The sequence below is a fragment of the Streptomyces sp. NBC_01431 genome (assembly GCF_036231355.1).
GTDB lineage: Bacteria > Actinomycetota > Actinomycetes > Streptomycetales > Streptomycetaceae > Streptomyces.
Window position 1 is genome coordinate 5545090 of the sequence record NZ_CP109496.1, and the last position, 20009, is coordinate 5565098.

At 70.9% G+C, this 20009-nt stretch carries 20 protein-coding genes; 12 read left to right on the forward strand and 8 right to left on the reverse strand.

The features are described 5' to 3' along the window. Window position 1 precedes the first annotated feature (1 nt). A complete protein-coding gene (locus tag OG522_RS25320) occupies window positions 2-1435 on the reverse strand; it encodes an MFS transporter (RefSeq protein ID WP_329465291.1) in 1434 nt (477 codons plus the stop codon). A gap of 140 nt (window positions 1436-1575) precedes the next feature. On the opposite strand from OG522_RS25320, the gene OG522_RS25325 reads away from it, so the two are divergent. The 7 genes from OG522_RS25325 to era all read left to right on the forward strand — a co-directional run bounded on the left by OG522_RS25325 (window position 1576) and on the right by era (window position 8223). Further along, window positions 1576-2397, forward strand: a complete 822-nt coding sequence (locus tag OG522_RS25325) for a helix-turn-helix transcriptional regulator (RefSeq protein WP_329467730.1) — start codon at window positions 1576-1578, stop codon at window positions 2395-2397. A gap of 46 nt (window positions 2398-2443) precedes the next feature. Further along, the gene (locus tag OG522_RS25330) at window positions 2444-2788 is read left to right on the forward strand and encodes a cytidine deaminase (protein ID WP_329465292.1); all 345 of its coding nucleotides are present in this window, start codon (window positions 2444-2446) and stop codon (window positions 2786-2788) included. 468 nt (window positions 2789-3256) lie between these two features. Beyond that, window positions 3257-3742 (forward strand): hypothetical protein, encoded by a 486-nt coding sequence (locus OG522_RS25335; protein ID WP_329465293.1) that lies wholly within the window; start codon window positions 3257-3259, stop codon window positions 3740-3742. Window positions 3743-3979: 237 nt separating this feature from the next. Next, window positions 3980-5299 carry a beta-xylosidase gene (locus OG522_RS25340; protein ID WP_329465294.1) on the forward strand — a complete coding sequence of 440 codons (1320 nt, stop codon included), beginning with the start codon at window positions 3980-3982 and terminating at the stop codon, window positions 5297-5299. 56 nt (window positions 5300-5355) lie between these two features. Further along, on the forward strand, window positions 5356-6303 hold the full coding sequence (locus OG522_RS25345; protein WP_329465295.1) for a WxL protein peptidoglycan domain-containing protein: 948 nt from the start codon (window positions 5356-5358) through the stop codon (window positions 6301-6303). Between the two features lie 28 nt (window positions 6304-6331). Next, window positions 6332-7120 carry a hypothetical protein gene (locus OG522_RS25350; RefSeq protein WP_329465296.1) on the forward strand — a complete coding sequence of 263 codons (789 nt, stop codon included), beginning with the start codon at window positions 6332-6334 and terminating at the stop codon, window positions 7118-7120. Window positions 7121-7269: 149 nt separating this feature from the next. Next, window positions 7270-8223 carry a GTPase Era gene (era, locus tag OG522_RS25355; protein ID WP_329465297.1) on the forward strand — a complete coding sequence of 318 codons (954 nt, stop codon included), beginning with the start codon at window positions 7270-7272 and terminating at the stop codon, window positions 8221-8223. An 18-nt stretch (window positions 8224-8241) separates the two neighbouring features. Here era and OG522_RS25360 read toward each other — a convergent pair whose 3' ends face one another. Next, the gene (locus OG522_RS25360; protein ID WP_443074843.1) at window positions 8242-9054 is read right to left on the reverse strand and encodes a GNAT family N-acetyltransferase; all 813 of its coding nucleotides are present in this window, start codon (window positions 9052-9054) and stop codon (window positions 8242-8244) included. A 70-nt stretch (window positions 9055-9124) separates the two neighbouring features. After that, window positions 9125-9391: a protealysin inhibitor emfourin gene (locus OG522_RS25365; protein ID WP_329465299.1), complete on the reverse strand. Its 267-nt coding sequence runs from the start codon at window positions 9389-9391 to the stop codon at window positions 9125-9127. A gap of 337 nt (window positions 9392-9728) precedes the next feature. Here OG522_RS25365 and leuA point away from each other — a divergent pair, with 337 nt between their 5' ends. Both leuA and OG522_RS25375 read left to right on the forward strand, forming a co-directional pair. Next, window positions 9729-11489: a 2-isopropylmalate synthase gene (gene leuA / locus OG522_RS25370; protein WP_329465300.1), complete on the forward strand. Its 1761-nt coding sequence runs from the start codon at window positions 9729-9731 to the stop codon at window positions 11487-11489. 180 nt (window positions 11490-11669) lie between these two features. Next, window positions 11670-12416: a TerB family tellurite resistance protein gene (locus tag OG522_RS25375; RefSeq protein ID WP_443074749.1), complete on the forward strand. Its 747-nt coding sequence runs from the start codon at window positions 11670-11672 to the stop codon at window positions 12414-12416. 91 nt (window positions 12417-12507) lie between these two features. Here the strand turns inward: OG522_RS25375 and OG522_RS25380 are convergent, their stop codons facing one another. Beyond that, window positions 12508-13206 (reverse strand): hypothetical protein, encoded by a 699-nt coding sequence (locus tag OG522_RS25380; RefSeq protein WP_329465301.1) that lies wholly within the window; start codon window positions 13204-13206, stop codon window positions 12508-12510. Window positions 13207-13506: 300 nt separating this feature from the next. On the opposite strand from OG522_RS25380, the gene recO reads away from it, so the two are divergent. Together recO and OG522_RS25390 are read left to right on the forward strand one after the other, a co-directional pair. Further along, entirely contained in the window at window positions 13507-14256 is a 750-nt protein-coding gene (gene recO, locus OG522_RS25385; RefSeq protein ID WP_329465302.1) for a DNA repair protein RecO, read from the forward strand. A gap of 22 nt (window positions 14257-14278) precedes the next feature. After that, window positions 14279-15124, forward strand: a complete 846-nt coding sequence (locus OG522_RS25390; RefSeq protein WP_329465303.1) for an isoprenyl transferase — start codon at window positions 14279-14281, stop codon at window positions 15122-15124. Window positions 15125-15221: 97 nt separating this feature from the next. Here the strand turns inward: OG522_RS25390 and OG522_RS25395 are convergent, their stop codons facing one another. The 4 genes from OG522_RS25395 to OG522_RS25410 are packed head-to-tail and all read right to left on the reverse strand — an operon-like array spanning window position 15222 to window position 18410. Beyond that, window positions 15222-15659: a Fur family transcriptional regulator gene (locus tag OG522_RS25395; RefSeq protein WP_329465304.1), complete on the reverse strand. Its 438-nt coding sequence runs from the start codon at window positions 15657-15659 to the stop codon at window positions 15222-15224. Window positions 15660-15718: 59 nt separating this feature from the next. Continuing rightward, window positions 15719-16621, reverse strand: a complete 903-nt coding sequence (locus OG522_RS25400) for a metal ABC transporter permease (protein WP_329467732.1) — start codon at window positions 16619-16621, stop codon at window positions 15719-15721. A 5-nt stretch (window positions 16622-16626) separates the two neighbouring features. Then, complete coding sequence (locus tag OG522_RS25405) at window positions 16627-17385, reverse strand: metal ABC transporter ATP-binding protein (protein WP_329465305.1); 759 nt, start codon at window positions 17383-17385, stop codon at window positions 16627-16629. Between the two features lie 32 nt (window positions 17386-17417). Further along, a complete protein-coding gene (locus tag OG522_RS25410) occupies window positions 17418-18410 on the reverse strand; it encodes a metal ABC transporter substrate-binding protein (RefSeq protein WP_329465306.1) in 993 nt (330 codons plus the stop codon). A 172-nt stretch (window positions 18411-18582) separates the two neighbouring features. On the opposite strand from OG522_RS25410, the gene OG522_RS25415 reads away from it, so the two are divergent. Further along, window positions 18583-19965: a glycine--tRNA ligase gene (locus OG522_RS25415; RefSeq protein WP_329465307.1), complete on the forward strand. Its 1383-nt coding sequence runs from the start codon at window positions 18583-18585 to the stop codon at window positions 19963-19965. Window positions 19966-20009 lie beyond the last annotated feature (44 nt).

Here is a 20009-nt window from a genome sequence, read left to right on the forward strand (position 1 = left end):
CTCAAGCCCGTGCGCGGCCGCGCAGGCCGAGACCGATCAGGGCGGCGGCCGCGATCACGATCACCGCGTCGATCGCGAGCACCGTACGCACTCCGTCGAACAGCGAGGCCTGCGTGGTGGCGAGCACGCCGAGCAGCGGGATGCCGACGGTCAGGCCGACCTGCTGGGTGGTGGTGACGAGCCCGGTCGCCAGGCCCTGCTCCTCGTTCGGGACACCGCTGGTCACGGTCACGCCGTACGAGATGATCGCCCCGAGGTGGCACATGCTGGCCAGCGAGACGGCGACGGTGGCGAGCAGGGCGCCCGAGTCGGTGCCCAGACCCAGGAGGGCGCCGACGAACAGGCCCTGGCCGAGCAGCGAGGCGACCAGTACGCGCCGGGAGCCGAAGCGGCCGATGAGCTTGGCGGCGTAGGAGCCGGCGAAGGCCGAGGCGACGCCCTGGATGCCGAAGATCAGGCCGGTCTCGAAGGACGACAGGCCCAGGGTCTCCTGGAGGTAGAGGGTCAGGACGAAGACGACCGTCGACATCATCGAGAAGGTGACCAGGCCGCCCAGGTTGCCCCAGGCGACCGTGCGGCGCTTGAGCATCGGCAGCGAGACCAGCGGGGCCTGCGCCTTCGACTCGACGACCACGAAGGCGGCCAGCAGAGCGAGGCCCGCGAGCAGGGTGCCCCACACGTCCACGCCGCCGAAGCCGCGCTGGGCCGCCGTCGACAGGGCGTAGATCACCGCGAGCAGACCGCCGGTGACGGTGACGGCGCCGGGCACGTCCAGGCGCGGCCGCTCGGGGGTGCGGGACTCGGGCAGCAGGCCGGGGGCGAGGGCAAGCACGATCGCCGCGAAGGCCACGAGCAGGCCCATCGTGGAGCGCCAGCCCAGGGTGTCGGTCATGACGCCGCCCAGGACCATGCCCGTGGTGTAGCCGAGCGACAGCAGCGTTCCGGAGATGCCCAGCGCCTTGTCGCGCAGCGGTCCCTCGGGGAACGTCGTGGTCAGCAGTGACATGCCGGTCGGCACGATGACCGCGGCACCCAGGCCCTGGAGGGCGCGCCCGGTCAGGAAGGACGCGGGGCTCCAGGCGAGGGTGGCGAGCAGCGAGGCAGCGCCGAACACCGCGAGGCCGGTCAGGAACAGCTTCTTGCGGCCGAAGAGGTCGGCCGCGCGGCCGAAGAGCAGCAGGAAGCCGCCCGAGGGCAGCGCGAACGCTGTGACCGCCCACTGGAGCGCGGACTGGTTCAGACCCAGGTCCTTGCCGAGCGCCGGCAGCGCCACGTTCAGTACGGAGAAGTCGAGCGCCACCATGAACTGGGCGGCGCAGAGCACGAACAGGACCAGTCTGGCCCGGCCGCTGAGCCGGGCGCCTTCGGAGGAGTCCCGCAAGGAGGGGGCCGCCGTGTCGGGCCCGGTGATTGTCGTCTGGGTATCGATCGCCATGGCCACTACCTTCGCGGCCCGGGAATGCCCGTGGAGAGTGGGAACTTATCCTGTTGCTGGCACCACCAGGCAGCCGACAGGGGGAGTTCGTGGCTACACCGATCGACCAGCACCGCCGGAGCGAACTGCGCGAGTTCCTGATGAGCAGGCGGGCCCGGATCACCCCGGCCCAGGCCGGGCTGCCCGACGGCGGGGCCCGCCGCCGCACCCCGGGGCTGCGCCGCGAGGAGGTCGCCGTGCTCGCCGGGGTGGGCGTCTCCTGGTACCAGTGGCTGGAGCAGGGCCGGGACATCACCGTGTCGCCGCAGGTCCTGGAGGCGGTCGGCCGGGTGCTCCAGCTGACCAGCGCCGAGCGCCGCCACCTGTACGTCCTGGCCGGGCTCAACCCGCCGGCGCCCGAGGTCGACCCGGCCAACACCAACATGTGCCAGGGCCTGCAACGCCTGATCGACGCGTGGATGCCGTTCCCCGCGCACATCATGGACGCGTACTGGAACACCGTGATGTACAACGACGCGGCTGCCCTGGTGCTGGGGATGCGGCCGGAGATCGTGCAGAACTGCCTGCTCGCGTTCTTCACCGACCCCATCTACCGGGCCCGCTCCAAGCGGTGGGAGGAGATCGCCTGCAACGTCGTCGCCCAGTTCCGGGCGGCCTGCTCGGAACGGCCCGAGGACGACGGGTTCCGCGCGATCGTGGCGGAGGCGAAGGAGCGCAGCCCCGAGTTCGCGGAGCTGTGGGAGCGGCGCGACATCCAGCCCGGCGGGCAGCTCCAGAAAGAGATGGAGCACCCGGTCGTCGGCACCCTGCACGTCGAGTCGACCCAACTGCGCGTCCCGGCCCGCCCGGACCTGGTGATCGTCCTGCACACCCCGCTGCCGAACACCGACACCGCCGAGAAACTGGAGTGGCTCACCTCGCCGGAGGGCAGGCGCGGCTCCATGTACCCGATCGCCGGCTGACCGGCCGGTGCGCCGCTGTTGCGGCCCCACTCCTTATGCTCGGGGCATGACTGAGAGCACCGAACTCGACCCCGAGGACCGCAAGATCATCACGCTCGCGCGCAGCGCACGGGCCCGCAACGGCGTGGCCGAGGGTGCCGCTGTGCGCGACGAGACCGGGCGCACCTACGTCGCGGGCACGGTCGAGCTGGCCTCGCTGAAACTCTCCGCGCTGCGGACCGCCGTCGCGATGGCCGTGGCCAGCGGTGCGAAGTCCCTGGAGGCGGCGGCCGTGGTGACCGGGGCGGGGCAGCCCACGGACGCGGACCTCGCGGCGGTACGGGACCTGGGCGGGCCGGACACCCCGGTGCTGCTCGCGGGCCCGGACGGCGAGCTGAGGGACACCTTCTGAGCTGAGCAACGGCCTCGCCGCACGCTCACGCCCCGAAGCGGCGTGCGGAACCGGGTGGGCAACCGCGTGGGCAACCCCGCACGGTTCGCGGCCGACCCGGCGCCCGGCCGGGGCGGCCTCAGGCAGGACTCTTAACAATCAACGCGGCACCCCTTGTAATCCACAGCCGCCCGCGCATCAATGGACGACAGTCGATCCGACGGTCCGTCAGATTCGCGGGCGGACCGGCACGGGGTGCAGAGCCGCAGCCCCGCGCCGGGGAGCGCCCGGTGGGTCGGGGCCGAGCCGGCCCGTGACCCACCGGGCGCACCCCAGGTCGGACGCGCTCCCTCCGCGCAGTCACGCAGCCCCTGTTTCGCCATGCCCGCACGCCCGCGCACCCGTGCACGTGGGCTGCCGGGGACTGCCGCGCGGTCGTGTGTCGATGATGCGGCAGACGATCAACTCCCTGTAAAGGGAAGGGGAATCATGCGTAGGAGCACCCTCAGGCCGGTCGCGCGGGCCGCACTCGCCGCAGGGGCGGTGGCCGTGGCGGGCCTCGCCTTCGCGCCGGGCGCCGCCGCCGTCTCGCCCGGCTCGGCGACCGCCACGTACGACTGCGGGAGCTGGGGCGGTGGCAGTGCCACGCTCACCGCGACCCAGAGCGGCACGGCCGCCACCATCACGCTGACCTCGGCCGTCACCACACCGGTCGCCGTCGGCGCCAACCAGATCAGCGCGAACCTGACCCTCGCCAAGGGCGCCGGGGGCACCACCGTGTTCAGCGGCACGGCCAACCCCGCGCTGAGCGCGGGCGACCCGGTCACGATGGGCCCGCTGAACGGGACCGTCGCCTCGGGCGACAGCCTGGATTCGTACTTCGGCGGTACCGCCCTGTCGATGACGATCTTCGGGATCACGGTGAACTGCGACGCGACGACCTCGCAGGCGCCGGGGCCGTTCGTCTTCGACTGACCCCGCCGGGTGGAGCCACCCATCGCGGAGCGAGCCGGTGCCGTCCCGGGCGGTACCGGCTTTCGTGTGTGCGTGCCCTCACCAAGTGGCGTGAAATGCCAGGATCTTGACAGTATCTGATGGGTCATCAGTTATTGCGGCGGGATTCCATTGACTTCTTTTCGGCCCCGGCCGTCAATGGCTCCCTGCCGGCGCAGCCGAGCCGCGCTGTGCCACTCAAGGAAGGGGGGCAAGCCCATGTCCGAACGCCGAAGACGGCGTCTGGCCGCCGTATTGGGGGCGGTCGCGCTCGCCGCGGGGACCGGCGTGCTCGCCGCACCCGCGAACGCCCTGGCCGCGACGCCCGTCGACTTCGCCACGCACTGCATCCCGCCCGCCATCGCCGGAATCCCGCCGATCGACGGCACCACGAACGCGACCATCACCGTCGACAACGCGGCACCGAAGGTCGGCGACAAGGTCACCGTCACCTACACGGTGAACAAGCCCGCCGCCAGCAACCCCGTCGACATCGCCCTGCCCGCAGACATCATGACCCCGACCGGAAAGGTCGTCCTGGCGGGCGCCCAAGCCGGCACCGTGGACGTCGCGGGCCCGAAGAAGAACGACCCGGTGCCCGGAAAGGGCGCGTTCCCGGCGTTCTCCATGAGCGGCAGTTTCACCGCCACCAAGGCCGGCGCGATCACCCTGTCGCCCGGCGACTACAACATCCACACCAGCTACGTCATGGAGCTGGACACGCCCTGCACCGTCACCAACCCGCCCGCCCCCGTCTCCGGGACGGTCAACGCCACGGACGGCGGCGGCCAGGTCAACCAGCGCGCGATCACGGCCACCCCGGCCGCGGGCAACGCCGGTGACCGCACGACGGTGACCGGGTCCAAGTTCACCCCCAACGCGGACGTCACCGTCGCGGGCTGGAACGGCACCGCCACCACCGCCGACAAGATCACCTTCAAATCGGATGCCAACGGCGGCTTCACCGCCCGGCCGGCGATCACGGACCCGGCGACCACCGGGATCGTGGCCTACGAAGGGGCGGCCTGGAACCCGGCGAACGGCGCGGGCCCGGTGGCGTACAAGGTCAACAGCGGACCGCCACCGACCGGACCGAGCCAGAAGCTCAACTCGACCATCAACGCGGGTACGTTGGCGATGTCCCAGGCCGGTGACTCCGTCGCTCTCGGCGCGGTCGACTTCGGCAAGGGCGGCGCCTCCACCGGCGATCTGAAGACGGTGACGGTCCAGGACTTCCGCGGTGGCCCCGCGGGCTGGTCCCTGACCGGCAAGGTCACCGCCTTCACCGGCCCCGGCGGCTCCATCGACGCGGGCAGACTCAGCTGGACCCCGGCCTGTGCCACCAAGTCCGGCTCCCCGTCCGTGTGTGCCGCGGGCTCGGCCGGAGCCGTGGGCAGCGCGGGCGCGACCCTCGCCTCGACCCCGAACGCGGCGCTCACCGGCGGCGAGTTCACCGTTGACGCGAAGCTCTCGCTCGACGTCCCGGCGTTCACCGCCCCGGGTGCCTACAGCGGCGTACTGACCCTCACCCTCACCTAGTCCACCGTGGGCCGGGCGCGCACCCGCCCGCCCACCCGTCCCCGGGGGTCCGCACCGTGCGCAAGCTGTACGCACTCCTCCTCGCGGCCGGGCTCGTGCTCCTGTTCGCGCCCGCCGCCCGCGCCGCCGACAACGGCAGCTGGTCCGTCTTCCCCGCCACCTCGGGCACCGCCCAGCGGCCGTACTTCTACCTCTTCGCCGACCCCGGCGCCACCCTCGCCGACCGGGTGAGCGTCGCCAACAAGACCTCGGCGCCGCTGACCTTCCGGCTGTACGGGGCCGACGCGTACAACACCGAGCGTGACGGTGGTTTCGCCGTCCGTAGCGAGGCGGAGAAGCAGACCGGGGTGGGTGTCTGGGTGAAACCGGCCCAGAACAAGATCACTGTCCCCGCGAACTCCTCCGTCACCGTCCCGTTCACCCTCGCCGTGCCGCCGGACGCCGAGCCCGGGGACCACGTGGGCGCCCTGGTCGCGCTGGACGACCGGGTGGCGCCGGGCACGGCCGCCGCCGGTAAGGTCGCCGTCGGCATCCAGCAGGCCGTGGGCGCCCGGGTCTATCTGCGCGTCGGCGGCCCGACCGTCCCCGCGCTGGCCGTCGAGGACGTCTCGCTCTCCCAGCACCGCCCGCTGGTCCCGGGCACGGGGGAGGGCCGCACCGACATCACGTACACCCTGCACAACCGCGGCAACGTCACCCTCAACCCGAAGGTCGTCCTGAAGGCGACCGGCCTCTTCGGCCGTACGCTGCTCAGCCGCGATCTGACCAGGATCCCCGCCGAACTGCTGCCGGGCCAGAAGGTCGAGCTCACCGAGGCCTGGCACGGTTCGCCCCAACTCGACTGGGGGGACGTCAAGTTGACGGCCAGCGCCAAGGACGCCCACGGCTCCGCGGCCGCCTCCTTCTTCGCGCTGCCGTGGCTCGCCGCCGCGGTGCTCCTCGCCGCGGCCCTGGCCTTGGGCGCCCACCGGGTCGTACGCCGACGTATCGTGGCCCGGTCATGACACGTACGGCAGGTGAGGGGCAACCGTCATGCAGACGGGGCGCAGGGAAAAGCTGACGGGGTACGCGGCCGGGCTGGTGGCGCTGGTCGCGGTGGCCGGATGCAACGGCTCGGGCGGCGCGGCGCAGAGCAGTCCCGCGGCGGCGCGGGGTGCCGAGAAGCCCCCCGCGGCCGGTGGCAGCCCCTTCACCAAGGCGCAGACCGACGCGGCGCTGCTCACCGTCAAGGACCTCGGCGCGGGCTGGGAGGACGACTACGACGAGTCGGCGCCCAGTCCCTCCGGCGACACCCAGGTCGACGGCGACAACTCGGACGTGGGCGCCGAGGGGGGCGCGGACGGCGCGAACAGCGCGCAGTGCGACGCGTACATGGAGACCTGGAGCGGGCCCAAGGAGGGCCAGGACAAGGCCAGTTCGGACCACGAGTACGCGAAGACCGGCGGCACCGAGCACATCGGGTTCAAGGTCGTCGCCTACCCGTCCGTCGAGGCGGCGGCCAAGGCGGTCGCCGACGCGCGGGCGCTGCCCGCCGCCTGTGACGGGGGCTCGCTGGACTTCAACTGGGGCGGCCCGGAGAAGAGCGACGTCAAGCAGCAGCCCGTCGCGAAGCTGGGCGACGAGTCCGCGGGCATCCGCATCACGGCCCCGCTCGCCTCGGTCCCCGGGACCGAGCTGCACATGCAGATCCTTTCGGTGCGGTTGGGGGCGAACGTCTCCACGGTGACCTTCGCCGCGCAGACTCCCTCGGACCCGGCGCTCCTCCCGGCTCTGCTCCAGAAGGCCGCGGACCGCCTCCACAGCGTGTCCCAGAGCTCCTAGCCCCGCCCCTGGCCGATGGCGCCCGGTGTCTTCGCCCGGCCGCCGCCGGATGCGGTTCGCCCCGTGCGAAGGCGCCGGGTTGGCGGGGTCGGGGCGGGCCGGGCGAGGGGCTGGACGGCGCAGGGCCCGGGATCGGGGAGAATGGCGGCATGAGCGCTCGTACCCCTGCCGCCGGCACTGCCGCCGAGACCACCCACCGGGCCGGCTTCGCCTGCTTCGTCGGTCGCCCCAACGCGGGCAAGTCCACCCTCACGAACGCTCTCGTCGGGCAGAAGGTGGCGATCACCTCCAACCGCCCGCAGACCACCAGGCACACCGTGCGCGGCATCGTGCACCGGCCGGAGGCCCAGCTGATCCTGGTCGACACCCCCGGCCTGCACAAGCCGCGCACCTTGCTCGGTGAGCGCCTCAACGACGTCGTCCGTACCACCTGGGCCGAGGTCGACGTGATCGGCTTCTGCCTGCCCGCCGACCAGAAGCTCGGACCGGGCGACAAGTTCATCGCCAAGGAGCTCGCGGGGATCAGGAAGACCCCCAAGATCGCGATCATCACCAAGACCGACCTGGTCGACTCCAAGACCCTCGCCGAGCAGCTCATCGCCGTGGACCAGCTCGGCAAGGAGCTGGGCTTCGAATGGGCGCAGATCGTGCCGGTCTCGGCGGTCGGCGACAAGCAGGTCCAGCTCGTGGCCGACCTGCTCATCCCGATGCTGCCCGAGAGCCCGCCGCTCTACCCGGAGGGTGACCTCACCGACGAGCCCGAGCAGGTGATGGTCGCCGAGCTGATCCGCGAGGCCGCCCTCGAAGGCGTACGAGACGAGCTCCCGCACTCCATCGCCGTGGTCGTCGAGGAAATGATTCCGCGCGAGGACCGGCCCGCGGACAAGCCGCTCCTGGACATCCACGCCAACGTCTACATCGAGCGCCCCAGCCAGAAGGGCATCATCATCGGCCCCAAGGGCAAGCGCCTGAAGGAGGTCGGCATGAAGTCCCGCAAGCACATCGAGGCCCTCCTCGGTACGCCGGTCTTCCTCGACCTGCACGTCAAGGTGGCCAAGGACTGGCAGCGCGACCCCAAGCAGCTGCGCAAGCTCGGCTTCTGAACCCCGGCGCCGGGCCCGTCAGTCCTCGGCGGGTCCGGCGATCAGAGCGGTGCCGGCCGGACGGAAGCCCAGCGTGGCGTACATCCGGGCCACGTCCTCATCGCCCGCCGACAGGAACACCGTCCGGACGCCCCGGGCGCGGGCGTCGGCGATCAGAGCCGCCGTCACCGCGCGGCCCAGACCCCTGCGGCGGCCCGACGGCAGGGTGCCGAGACCGGCGATCTCGGTGACCGGACCCACCGGGTTGTGCATGCCCGAGCAGAGCGGCAGACCGTCCGCGAAGGCCGCCGCCACGCCCGAGCGGCCCGCGCGGATGCGGTCGGCGACCTGTTCGGCCCGGCCGTCACCGGCGCGGGCGGTGATCTCGGCGGCCAGCTCGGAAGGCCCCGCCGGGCCGACGGCCGTACCGGGCGCGGCGAACGCCAGATGGGGCACGACCAGCGCGGCGTGCAGCAGCGGATCGGCCGCGTCCAGAATCCGTACCAGGGGATGCGGCTCCGCGGCGGGTGCCTCGGGGTCCAGCACCATCAGCGGGTGTTCGTGCACCGCCAGGCCCGACTCCTCGACCGCCACGCGCAGGGCGGGGCTCACCTCGGCGACCCATTCGAACGCCTCGGGCACGCCCAGTTCGCGCTGGCGGGCCCGCACCGCGTCCACATCGGCCGCCGTCACCGGACCGGAGTGGCCCGCGGCCGGCCGGGCGTAGAAGGGCCAGCCCGCTCCTTCCCGTACGAACAGACTCAACGGACCGAAGTCCTCGACGCGGGCCGAACTCCTGGGCACGGCGTCGTAGTAGCGCTCGATCTCGTCGAGTGAGGTGGGGGCAGGCATCGTCATGGGGTGCATCACATCAGGAGGCCGGTGCGGTCGCACCCGGATTTCCTGGCCCCTCGGCGGCGCCCTACGCGCCCTCTTTCAACACCCTTGAGATCAGCTCGCGTTGGGCATCGGTCAGGTGCGGGTCCGCGCAGTACACCGTCCGGCGGTCCACCGTGATCTCGTAGTGGAAGCCGTCCGGCACGCCCCGCGGCGGCTCGGCGTGGCCCGCGGCGAGTGCGACCTCGGCGAGCGTCTCCCATTCGGCGGCATCGAGCCTGCCCGAGGTGTCGATCTCGGCCCGGCGTTCGATGCCGGCGAATCCTCCTGAGCGGCGCACCTGGATCAGCATGGCTCCTGTCTAGCAGCCCCGGCCCGCCACGTCAGGACCGCACATCGAGCCGACGGGCGCGGCTGCCGACATGAAGGCGGCGACATGGCCGTGTGCCGACAAGGGCGTATGAGGTATACGTCACCTTTTGTCCGATACGAAGGTGTCGTCCCGCATACTGATACGGGACCGGCGCTCCCGGCTCCCCTCGGCTAGGCTGCGGCATCATGCGTTTCGGGCTGCTTCTCCTTAGCTGCCGCGGTGAGGGCCTGTAGTCGTAGGCCGACCCCCTCCCCGCGGGATCTGGTGCTGCGCGACAGTCGGCTGTCCCCCTGCTGGACCCGAGGAGCCCTACGCAATGTCTGAGACGACCTTCGGCCGCCCCACTCCGGTCACCAACGCCACCCAGATGCAGAAGCCGTCCGGGATGCCGATCCACAAGTACGGTCAGTACGACGCCGTGGACATCCCCGACCGCACCTGGCCCGAGGGCCGCATCACCAAGGCCCCGCGCTGGCTGTCCACCGATCTGCGCGACGGCAACCAGGCGCTGATCGACCCGATGAGCCCGGCCCGCAAGCGCGAGATGTTCGACCTGCTGGTGCGCATGGGCTACAAGGAGATCGAGGTCGGCTTCCCCTCGTCCGGCGAGACCGACTTCAACTTCGTACGCTCCATCATCGAAGAGGGCGCGATCCCCGAGGACGTGACGATCTCCGTCCTGACCCAGGCCCGCGAAGAGCTGATCGAGCGCACCGTGGAGTCCCTGCGCGGCGCCCACCGGGCGACGGTCCACCTGTACAACGCCACCGCTCCCACCTTCCGCCGGGTCGTCTTCCGCGGCACGAAGGAGCAGGTCAAGCAGATCGCGGTGGACGGCACGCGGCTGGTCATGGAGTACGCGGACAAGATCCTGGGGGAGGAGACGATCTTCGGCTACCAGTACAGCCCGGAGATCTTCACCGACACCGAGCTGGACTTCGCCCTGGAGGTCTGCGAGGCGGTGTGCGACGTCTGGCAGCCCCAGGAGGGCCGCGAGATCATCCTCAACCTGCCCGCCACGGTGGAGCGTTCGACCCCCTCGACGCACGCGGACCGCTTCGAGTGGATGAGCCGCAACCTGTCGCGCCGCGAGCACGTGTGCCTGTCCGTGCACCCGCACAACGACCGCGGTACGGCGGTGGCGGCGGCCGAGCTGGCGATCATGGCCGGGGCTGACCGCATCGAGGGCTGCCTGTTCGGCCAGGGCGAGCGGACCGGCAACGTGGACCTGGTCACCCTGGGCATGAACCTGTTCAGCCAGGGCGTGGACCCCCAGATCGACTTCTCCCAGATCGACGAGATCCGCCGCACCTCCGAGTACTGCAACCAGATGGAGGTCCACCCGCGCCATCCCTACGCGGGCGACCTGGTCTACACCGCCTTCTCCGGCTCCCACCAGGACGCCATCAAGAAGGGCTTCGACGCGATGGAGGCGGATGCCGCCGCCGCGGGCAAGACGGTGGACGAGATCGAATGGGCGGTCCCGTACCTGCCCATCGACCCGAAGGACGTCGGCCGCTCCTACGAGGCGGTCATCCGGGTCAACTCGCAGTCCGGCAAGGGCGGCATCGCGTACGTCCTGAAGAACGACCACAAGCTGGACCTGCCGCGCCGGATGCAGATCGAGTTCTCGAAGATCATCCAGCAGAAGACCGATTCGGAGGGCGGCGAGGTCACGCCGACCGCGATCTGGTCGGTCTTCCAGGACGAGTACCTGCCCAACCCCGACAACCCGTGGGGCCGCATCCAGCTGCGTTCCGGCCAGACGACGACGGACAAGGACGGCCGCGACACCCTGACGGTGGAGGCGGTCGTGGACGGCGTCGACACGGTGCTGACCGGCACGGGCAACGGCCCGATCTCCGCCTTCTTCGAGGCCCTGGCCGCGACCGGGGTGGACGCGCGGCTGCTGGACTACCAGGAGCACACGATGAGCGAGGGCGCGTCCGCGCAGGCCGCGTCGTACATCGAGTGCGCGATCGACGGTGCGGTGCTGTGGGGCATCGGCATCGACGCGAACACGACACGGGCATCCCTGAAGGCGGTCATCTCGGCGGTCAACCGGGCGTCCCGCTAACGGCACCGTGGTGAGGGCTGCCCCCCGGGGCAGCCCTTTCCCCCGAAGATCCCTCCCCGCACTGTCACAATCGCGCCATCCACCCCCCTCTCCCTCTCCCGGGGTGCTGACGTCACATCATGGATGTGGCTAACATCACGTCAACGCGGCAACGTTGCCGGAGCGTTACGGAGGTGCGCGGTGCGGCCAGCACAGGGACAGAACGGTACGAACCTGAGCACCGGTACGCAGTCCGGTCTGCCGACCGGCGTCGGAGCCCGCCTCTGGTCCGTCCGCACCGTATGGCGCACCGTGGGCGACGGCGAGTTCTTCTGCCCCGACTGCGGCGGCGACCGCAACTACCAGCGCCGCACCGGCCGCAGACGCCTCACCGTCCTCGGCGTCCCGCTCGCCACCCGCGGCACCGCGGGCCCGGTCGTCGAATGCGCCGCCTGCCAGGGCCACTTCGGTACGGAAACCCTGGACCACCCCACCACGACCCGCTTCTCGGCCATGCTCCGTGACGCCGTGCACACCGTCGCCCTCGCCGTCCTCGCCGCGGGCGGCACCTCGTCCCGTACGGTCACCGCCACCGCCGTCGCCACTGTGCGGGCCGCCGGATTCGAGGACTGCACCGAGGAACAGCTCGTCGCCCTCATCGAGGCGCTGGCCGCCGACACCGGCCGCTTCCTCGCCGCCCCGCCCGACGAGGCCGACCCCTGCGGCGCCGCCCTCGCCATCGAACTCCACGAGGCGCTGGAGCCGCTCGCCCCGCACCTCGCTCCCGCCGGCCGCGAGTCCATCCTGCTCCAGGGTGCGCGCATCGCCCTCGCGGACGGCCCCTACAGCCCGGCCGAACGCGAGGTCCTCACCACCGTCGGCGGCGCGCTGTCGCTCTGCGCGGACGACACGGCCCGCCTTCTCGCCGCGGCCCGCACACCGTCCTAGCCCTTCAGCTCGTCCTCGCACCTCGCAGGCTCGCCAGCCGCTCGAAGTGGTTGGTGTCGCCGACCGAGCCCGGCCATGGGCCGTACGCCGCTCAGGACCCGTCGGTGGGCTGGATGAAGGAGTCCCCGCCCGGACCCGTCTCCTGGCCGCCGCGCGCGGCCTTGGACGGGACGGGAGCGGGCGGCAGCGGGGCCAGCTCCGTGCCGTTCCAGTGCAGGGTGGTGGTCGACTGGCGGTCCCGGCTGCCGGTCGGCTCGGTGACCACGAGATCCTGGCCCAGGGTGTCCGCGGTGAGTCCGGGGCGCCCCGCGTATTCGAGGACGGCGTGCGCCTGCTCGCCCACGGCGGTGTAGACCCAGAGGATGGTGCGACCCAAGTCGTCGTAGGCGAGGACGAGTTCACGCCGTCCATCACCCGTGAGGTCGGCGTACGCGGGCGGCCGCAGCCGGCACGAGGAGCCGTCCGGGCAGTCCTTGAGGCCGCTCTGCACCGCCCGGTCGGTGGCGGGGTCGGCGGCCAGCAGCCGCACCCCGTCGACCCGGGAGAAGTCCCCGTCGGGCACGGCGATCCCCGGCACGGGTTCACGGGCATGGAAGCCCTGGCCGGGCCGGCTGGGCGCGACGGCCGGAGTGCGGTCGGGCCAGAGCGGGGAGGCGGACACCGAGGAGGCGGGGGTGGGGGCCGGACCGTCGTCGCGTACGCCCTCGCCCGCCGAGCAGCCCGCGAGCGCCAGCAGGGCGACCGCGCAGGCCGCCGCGCGGGCACGGCGGCCGGTCGTGGGCAGCGGCATTCCGGTCCGTCCAGGTGGAGTGGGAGCGTCGGTACGCAGGGAAGGGAGTCCTGCTGGCGCAATGGTGCCCCATCCGTCTGTGCGAACGCCGTGAACCACCCCGCCCGCCGCCGCCGTCCGCCCCCGGAGCTCTTGAACGGCAAGGGCGCGGGGCGCCGGCGTGATCCGTGCCACTGCCGCGGCCCTGCCCGGATCCGGGCCCTCGCGCCGTGCCCGGTGCCCCGTGCAGGACAATGGGCGCATGAGTCTGTTCCGTGACGACGGCATCGCGCCGCGCCCCCACCGGCGCGGGGGTGCGCGATGAGTCTTTTCCGGGACGACGGGGTGGTCCTGCGGACGCAGAAGCTCGGCGAGGCCGACCGCATCATCACGCTGCTCACGCGCGGGCACGGGCGGGTGCGGGCGGTGGCTCGGGGGGTGCGGCGGACCAAGTCCAAGTTCGGGGCGCGGCTCGAACCGTTCTCGCACGTCGACGTGCAGTTCTTCGCGCGCGGCAGCGAGCTCGTCGGGCGCGGGCTCCCGCTGTGCACGCAGAGCGAGACCATCGCTCCGTACGGTGGTGGAATCGTTTCCGACTACGCTCGCTACACCGCCGGTACGGCCATGCTGGAGACCGCCGAACGGTTCACCGACAACGAGGGCGAACCGGCCGTGCAGCAGTACCTGCTCCTGGTGGGCGGTCTGCGTACCCTCGCCCGCGGCGAGCACGCCCCGCACCTCATCCTGGACGCCTTCCTGCTGCGCTCCCTCGCCGTGAACGGATACGCCCCGAGTTTCGACGATTGCGCGAAATGCGGCATCCACGGCCCCAACCGCTTCTTCTCCGTGGCCGGCGGCGGCGTGGTGTGCGGTGACTGCCGCGTACCCGGCAGCGTCGTACCCTCTGCGGAGGCCATCGGACTGCTCAGCGCGCTGCTCACGGGGGACTGGGAGACGGCGGACGCGAGCGAGCCGAGGCATGTGCGGGAGGGAAGCGGGCTCGTATCGGCCTATCTGCACTGGCACTTGGAGCGCGGCCTGCGCTCGCTGCGGTACGTAGAGAAAACCTGAGCACCTAGGGAGAGAGCTCCACATGGCAGTACGCGGAATCCTGGGCGGGCGGTCCCGGCGCGACTACAAGACCCCCGAGCCCCACCCCTCGGGCGCGGTGCCGCCGAAGATCCCGGCCGAACTGGTGCCGAACCACGTCGCCTGCGTCATGGACGGCAACGGTCGCTGGGCCAAGGAGCGCGGGCTTCCGCGCACCGAGGGGCACAAGGTCGGCGAGGGCGTCGTCCTCGACGTGCTCAAGGGCTGTCTCGAGATGGGCGTCAAGAACCTCTCCCTGTACGCCTTCTCGACCGAGAACTGGAAGCGCTCGCCCGAAGAGGTCCGCTTCCTGATGAACTTCAACCGCGATGTCATCCGCCGTCGGCGGGATGAGATGGACGAACTGGGCATCCGGATCCGGTGGGTGGGCCGCATGCCCAAGATGTGGAAGTCGGTCGTCCAGGAGCTCCAGGTCGCCCAGGAGCAGACCGTCGGCAACGACGCCATGACGCTCTACTTCTGCGTCAACTACGGTGGCCGCGCCGAGGTCGCGGACGCGGCGCAGGCCATCGCGCGCGACGTCGCGGCCGGGAAGCTCGACCCGTCGAAGGTCAATGAGAAGACGTTCGCGAAGTACCTGTACTACCCGGACATGCCGGACGTCGATCTGTTCCTGCGGCCCAGTGGCGAGCAGCGCACCTCCAACTACCTGATCTGGCAGTCGAGTTACGCCGAGATGGTGTTCCAGGACGTGCTGTGGCCGGACTTCGACCGTCGCGACCTGTGGCGGGCCTGCCTGGAGTTCGCCTCCCGCGACCGGCGCTTCGGCGGTGCCATCCCGAACGAGGCGCTGGCCGCGCTGGACAAGAGCGGCGACCTGCCCCGGTAGCGGCGCGGGTCACGACAGAGCGGCGACACCGCGGTGTCGCCGCTCCGTCCGAAGCCCCTTGGCGGGTCGCCCGAAGGGGGCTGGAGGGGGAAACCCCCTACGAGCCCCCGGGGTTGGCGCACGCCGCGCATGTGCCGAAGATTTCCACCGTGTGGGCCACGTTCACATAGCCGTGCGCCGACGCGATCGACTCCGCCCACTTCTCCACGGCCGGCCCCTCGACCTCCACCGCCTTGCCGCACACCCGGCACACCAGGTGATGGTGGTGGTCGCCCGAGGAGCAGCGCCGGTACACCGACTCTCCGTCGTTCGTGCGCAGCACATCCACCTCGCCCGCGTCCGCGAGGGACTGGAGGGTGCGGTAGACGGTGGTCAGGCCTACCGAGTCACCCCGGTGCTTGAGCATGTCGTGCAGCTCCTGCGCGCTGCGGAACTCGTCCACCTCGTCCAGCGCCGCCGCCACCGCGGCACGCTGCCGGGTCGACCGGCCTCGTACGGGGGCGGTATTCGATCCACCGAGTGGCGCTGTCGTCACAGGTGCCTCCTAGCCTTGACCCGTACAAACCTTCCTCGGGCCATTGTGCCAGCTCCCGCTCAGGCCGTGACCTCGCCGGCCGGAGCCTTTGCCGGGGCGGGCACGTCGAGGCCGCACTCGCCCTCGGCCTGCGCGGCCGCCCCGGCCCGCGCCCGTCGCCTGGCGAGCGGGGTCGCCAGCGCCGTCAGGACGATGAAGATCGCGATGGTGAAGAGCACGATGACGGCGCCCGGCGGTACGTCCTGGTAGTACGTGACCACCGTGCCGCTCAGCGTCACCGTCACCCCGATCGCCACCGCGATGGCGAAGGTCAGCGCGAAGCTGCGGGACAGCTGCTGGGCGGCCGCGACCGGCACCACCATCAGTGCGCTCACCAGCAGCAGGCCGACCACCCGCATCGCCACGGTCACCGTGACCGCCGCCGTGACGGCCGTCAGAAGGTTCAGGGCGCGCACCGGCAGACCCGTCACCCGTGCGAACTCCTCGTCCTGGCTGACCGCGAACAGCTGCCGCCGCAGGCCGACCGTGACCATGAGCACGAACGCCGCGAGGAAGCCGATCGCCCACACGTCGGACGGCGAGACCGTGGACAGGGAGCCGAAGAGGTAGGAGCTCAGGTTGGCCGTCGAGCCGCCCGGCGCGAGGTTGATGAAGAGCACACCGCCCGCCATGCCGCCGTAGAACAGCATGGCCAGCGCGATGTCGCCGCGCGTCTTGCCGTACCAGCGGATCAGTTCCATCGTGACCGCGCCGAGCACGGAGATGAGCGTGGCCATCCATACCGGTGAGGTGGACAGCAGGAAGCCGAGGCCCACGCCCGTCATCGCCACATGGCCGATGCCGTCGCCCATCAGGGCCTGGCGGCGCTGGACGAGGTAGATGCCGACGGCGGGCGCGGTGATCCCGACGAGGACCGCGGCGATCAACGCCCGTTGCATGAAGGGGGAGTTCAGGAGTTCCATCATGATCAGCTCAGCAGTCCCGTGCGTACCGGCTCGGCGGCCGTGTGCGGATGTACGTGGTCGTGGCCGGGCAGAGCGTGCTGTCCCACGGCCTTCGGCGGCGGTCCGTCGTGCGCGACACAACCGTCGCGCAGCACCACCGCCCGGTCGATCAGCGGCTCAAGGGGGCCCAGTTCGTGCAGGACGAGCAGGACGGACGCACCCGCGGCGACCTGTTCGCGCAGGGTGGCCGCGAGGATCTCCTGGCTCTCGATGTCGACGCCCGCCATCGGCTCGTCCATGATCAGGAGCTCCGGCTCGGCCGCCAACGCCCGTGCTATCAGGACGCGTTGGTGCTGGCCGCCCGATAGGGCGTCCACGGAGTCCTTCACCCGGTCGGCCAGGCCTACCGCGGCGATCGCCCGGTCGACGGCCTCGCGGTCGGTCCTGCGCAGAATTCCGAAGCGGGTCCGCGACAGGCGCCCGGAGGAGACGACCTCGCGGATCGTGGCGGGCACCCCGCCCGCGGCGGTGGTGCGCTGCGGTACGTAGCCGACCCGCCCCCAGTCGCGAAAGCGGCGCCGCGGGGTTCCGAAGATCTCCACCGAGCCGCCGCTGACCGGCACCTGCCCGATGATCGTCCGTATCGCGGTGGACTTGCCCGAGCCGTTCGCGCCGAGCAGTGCGACGACCTCGCCGCGGTGGACGGCCAGGTCGATGCCGCGCAGGACCGGGCGCGAGCCGAGCTCGGCCGTCACCTTGGTGAGCGATATGACGGGCTCCATGACAGGTGCCTCCAATGCGGAAGGGCGGATGGTCACTTGGTGCCGAGTGCCGTCGTGAGGGCCGTGAGGTTGGACCGCATCACCGAGAAGTAGTCGGTGCCCTTCGACTTGTCGGTGATGCCCTCAAGGGGGTCGAGCACATCAGTCCTGAGGGCGGCGTCCGACGCCAGGGTCTTGGCGGTCTTGTCGCTGACCAGCGTTTCGTAGAAGACGGTCGAGACGCCGTCGGCCTTCGCCATCTTCTGGAGGTCCTTGATCCGGGCCGGGCTCGGCTCGGACTCGGGGTCGAGGCCGTTGATGGCCTCCTCGGTCAGCCCGTAGCGCTCGGCGAGGTAGCCGAAGGCGGCGTGGGTGGTGATGAAGACCCGCGACTTCAGGGCCTTGTTCTTCAGGGCGTCGGCGTACTCCTTGTCGAGGCCGCCGAGCTTGGTCACCACGGCGTCGGTGTTCTTCTTGTAGTCCGCCGCGTGGGCCGGGTCGGCCTTCGCCAGGGCCGCGCCGACGCCCTTGGCGACCTCTGCGTACTTCACCGGGTCCAGCCAGATGTGCGGGTCGTCGCCGGGCCTCGCGTGGCTGTGGCCGTCGTGGCTCTCATCGCCGGTGGTGTGGTCGTGTGCGGCGGCGTGCCCGCCCACTTCGTTGCCGTGCCGCTCCATCGTCGTGAGCGCGGACACGTCGATCTTCGTCTTGAGGTCGGCCTGCTTGACGGCCGCGTCGACCGCGGGCTGGAGCCCCTTGAGGTAGACGACGGCGTCGGCGTCGTTGAGCTGCGCGGTCTGCTTGGCGCTGATCTCCAGGTCGTGCGGCTCCACACCCGGCTTCGTCAGGTTGGAGACCGAGACGTGGCTCCCGCCGATCTGCTCAGCCAGGAACTGCATCGGGTAGAACGACGCCACCACGTCCAGCTTGCCGTCGCCGTTCTTCTTGCCCGCCGCGGCGCCCGAGCCGCACGCCGTGAGGGCGGTGAGGCCGAGGAGGACGGCGCAGGGGAGCGCGACCGCCGGTATGAGGCGTCGTATGTTCATGACATCCATTTTCATCAAAGATGGAAACGGTTGTCAATAATCGGGACCGGAGCCCCGTCGACGGGCCTCGCGCGGTATCCGATTTGATAGAGGGGGTGCGGCCGCCGCTAATCTGAGACCTTCGCCGTTACCGCTTAGTCCCCCTGTTCGTCGTCGTAATGAAGAGAGCACCGTGGCCGCCGACAAGATCGACACCATCGTCAACCTGAGCAAGCGCCGTGGCTTCGTCTACCCGTGCAGTGAGATCTACGGAGGCCAGAAGGCCGCCTGGGACTACGGGCCGCTGGGTGTCGAGCTGAAGGAGAACCTGAAGCGCCAGTGGTGGCGCTACATGGTCACCTCGCGCGAGGACGTCGTCGGCATCGACTCGTCGGTGATCCTGGCCTCCGAGGTCTGGGAGGCCTCCGGCCACGTCGCCACCTTCACCGACCCGCTCACCGAGTGCACCTCCTGCCACAAGCGCTTCCGCGCGGACCACCTGGAAGAGGCGTACGAGGAGAAGCACGGCAAGGCCCCCGAGAACGGCCTCGCCGACCTCAACTGCCCCAACTGCGGCAACAAGGGCACCTTCACCGAGCCCAAGAGCTTCTCGGGCCTGCTCTCCACCCACCTCGGCCCGACCCAGGACACCGGCTCGGTCGCCTACCTGCGCCCCGAGACCGCGCAGGGCATCTTCACCAACTTCGGCCAGGTTCAGCAGACTTCCCGCAAGAAGCCGCCGTTCGGCATCGCGCAGATGGGCAAGTCCTTCCGCAACGAGATCACGCCGGGCAACTTCATCTTCCGCACCCGCGAGTTCGAGCAGATGGAGATGGAGTTCTTCGTCAAGCCCGGCGAGGACGAGCAGTGGCAGGAATACTGGATGGAGCAGCGCTGGAACTGGTACACGGGCCTCGGCCTGCGTGAAGAGAACATGCGCTGGTACGAGCACCCGGCGGAGAAGCTCTCGCACTACTCCAAGCGCACCGCCGACATCGAGTACCGCTTCAGCTTCGGCGGCAGCGAGTGGGGCGAGCTGGAGGGCGTGGCCAACCGGACCGACTACGACCTGAACGCGCACTCCAAGGCCTCCGGCCACGACCTCTCCTACTTCGACCAGGAGGCCGGCGAGCGCTGGACGCCGTACGTCATCGAGCCCGCAGCCGGTGTCGGCCGCGCGATGCTGGCGTTCCTGCTCGACGCGTACAGCGAGGACGAGGCCCCCAACGCCAAGGGCGTCATGGAGAAGCGCGCCGTGATGCGCCTCGACCCGCGCCTGGCTCCCGTCAAGGTCGCCGTCCTGCCGCTGTCCCGCAACCCGCAGCTCTCGCCGAAGGCCAAGGGCCTCGCGGCCGACCTGCGGCAGAACTGGAACATCGAGTTCGACGACGCGGGCGCGATCGGTCGCCGCTACCGTCGCCAGGACGAGATCGGTACGCCGTTCTGTGTGACCGTCGACTTCGACACGCTCGACGACAACGCGGTGACCGTGCGCGAGCGGGACACGATGGCCCAGGAGCGGGTGTCCCTGGACCAGATCCAGCAGTACCTCGGCAGCAGGCTGCTCGGCTGCTAAGGGGGTTCACCTCCGGAGGCTTTGCCCCCGGACCCCCGTGATGT